This is a genomic window from Aeromicrobium sp. PFPM2_SD2, from assembly GCF_057364525.1.
This window is the reverse complement of the sequence record NZ_JBNFNZ010000440.1, coordinates 1-2,008: the sequence shown is the minus strand read 5'-3', so window position 1 is coordinate 2,008 and position 2,008 is coordinate 1. Positions and strand designations below refer to the sequence as shown.

At 73.4% G+C, this 2,008-nt stretch carries 2 protein-coding genes; both read right to left on the bottom strand.

What is annotated here, in order from left to right:
* Nucleotides 1-907 (bottom strand): aldo/keto reductase (locus tag AC2W7G_RS14805; RefSeq protein WP_485869111.1); only part of this gene is annotated, 907 nt, incomplete at its 3' end.
* A gap of 16 nt (nt 908-923) precedes the next feature.
* Nucleotides 924-2,008, bottom strand: a 1,085-nt coding sequence (locus AC2W7G_RS14800; protein ID WP_485869110.1) for a DUF885 domain-containing protein, incomplete at its 5' end; no start/stop codon positions are given.

Sequence of the window (2,008 nt, the reverse complement as noted above, 5' to 3'; positions counted from 1 at the left end):
CGCGAGGTCGGCGGCCGCGACGTTTGCCGCGGGCCTGCTCGGGGTTGCGCGCCCCGGGGATGACGGTGGTGACGCCCGGCTGGTCGATGATCCAGCGCAGCGCGGTCTGGGCCATCGTCGCGCCCTCGGGGACGAGCGGCGCCAGCCGGCGGACGGCCTCCAGGCCGACCTCGAACGGCACGCCCGAGAACGTCTCGCCGACGTCGAACGCCGAGCCGTCACGGTTGTAGCTGCGGTGGTCGGACGCGTCGAAGGTCGTGCTCTCGTCGTACTTGCCCGAGAGCAGGCCGCTGGCCAGCGGGACGCGGACGATGATGCCGACCCCGGCGTCCTGCGCGGCCGGCAGGACGTCCTCGAGCGGCGCGAGGCGCAGCATGTTGAGGATGATCTGCACGGTCGCGACGTGCGGCCGGGCGATCGCCCGCAGCGCCTCCTCGCGGGTCTCGACGCTGACGCCGTAGGCGGCGGCGCGTCCCTCGTCCACGAGCGTGTCGAGCGCGTCGAACACCGCGTCGTCGGCGTACACCGGCGTGGGCGGGCAGTGCAGCTGCACCAGGTCGAGGGTGTCGACGCCCAGGTTCTCGCGCGAGCGGTCGGTCCACTCGCGGAACGCGTCCAGCGTGTACGCCTCGGGCACGTGCGGGTCGGACCGGCGGCCCATCTTGGTGGCGACGGTGACGTCGTCGTGGCCGCGCGAGCGCAGCCAGCGGCCGATCAGCTGCTCGCTGCGTCCGTCGCCGTAGACGTCGGCGGTGTCGTAGAAGCGGACACCGCCCTCGTAGGCGGCGTCGAGGACGGCGACGGCGTCCTCCTCGCGCACCTCGCCCCAGTCGGCGCCGAGCTGCCAGGTGCCGAGGCCGACGACGGGGACGTCGCGTCCGGTGCGGCCGAGCGTGCGGGTCTGCATGGGTCCTCCCGGACGGTCAGTCGAGCGGCGGGACGAGGACGGCGCGCAGGGTGTCGAGCCCCAGGCCGCCGAGCTCGAGCGCCCGGCGGTGGAACGCCTTCACGTCGAAGTCGGCACCCTCGCGGCGGGCCACCTCGTCGCGCACCTGCTCCCAGATGCGCTGTCCCACCTTGTACGCCGGAGCCTGGCCCGGCCACCCGAGGTACCGGTCGACCTCGAAGCGGATGAACGAGTCGTCCATGTTGACGTGGCGACGCATGAACGCGAGCGCGTTCGCGGCGTCCCACGTGCCGCCGTCGGGATGCGGCTTGCGCAGGTGCACGCCGATGTCGAGCACGACGCGGGCGGCGCGCATGCGCTGGGCGTCGAGCATGCCGAGCCGGTCGGCCGGGTCGTCGAGGTAGCCCAGCTCGTCCATGAGCCGCTCGGCGTACAGCGCCCAGCCCTCGCCGTGGCCGGACGTCCAGCTCATGCGGCGCCAGCTGTTGAGCGTCGACGCCTGGTGGGTGGCGATCCCGATCTGCAGGTGGTGGCCCGGGACGCCCTCGTGGTAGACGGTCGTCAGCTCGCGCCAGGTGCCGAACGTCTCGACGCCCTCGGGGACGCTCCACCACATGCGGCCGGGACGGGAGAAGTCCTCGGTCGGGCCGGTGTAGTAGATGCCGCCGTCCTGGGTGGGCGCGATCATGCACTCCAGCGCCCGCACCCGCTCGGGGATGTCGAAGTGGGTGCGGCCCAGCTCCTCGACGGCGGCGTCGGACGTGCGCTGCATCCAGGCCTGCAGGGCGTCGGTGCCGTGCAGCTGGCGCGCCGGGTCGGCGTCCAGGAAGGCGACGGCCGCCTGCACCGGGTCGCCGGAGGCGCCGGGGACGATCTGCCGGGCGACGTCCTCCTGCTCGGCGACGGTGCGGGCGAGCTCCTCCAGTCCCCACTCGTAGGTCTCGTCCAGGTCGACCTTCGCGCCGAGGAAGGAGCGCGACTGCAGCGCGTACGTCTCGCGGCCGACCGCGTCCTCGGCCGGTGCGGCGGGGGCGAGCTCTTTTTTTTTTTTTGTCGCGCAGGAAGGTCCCGAGCCGCTCGTACGCCTCGGCGGCGGCGCGG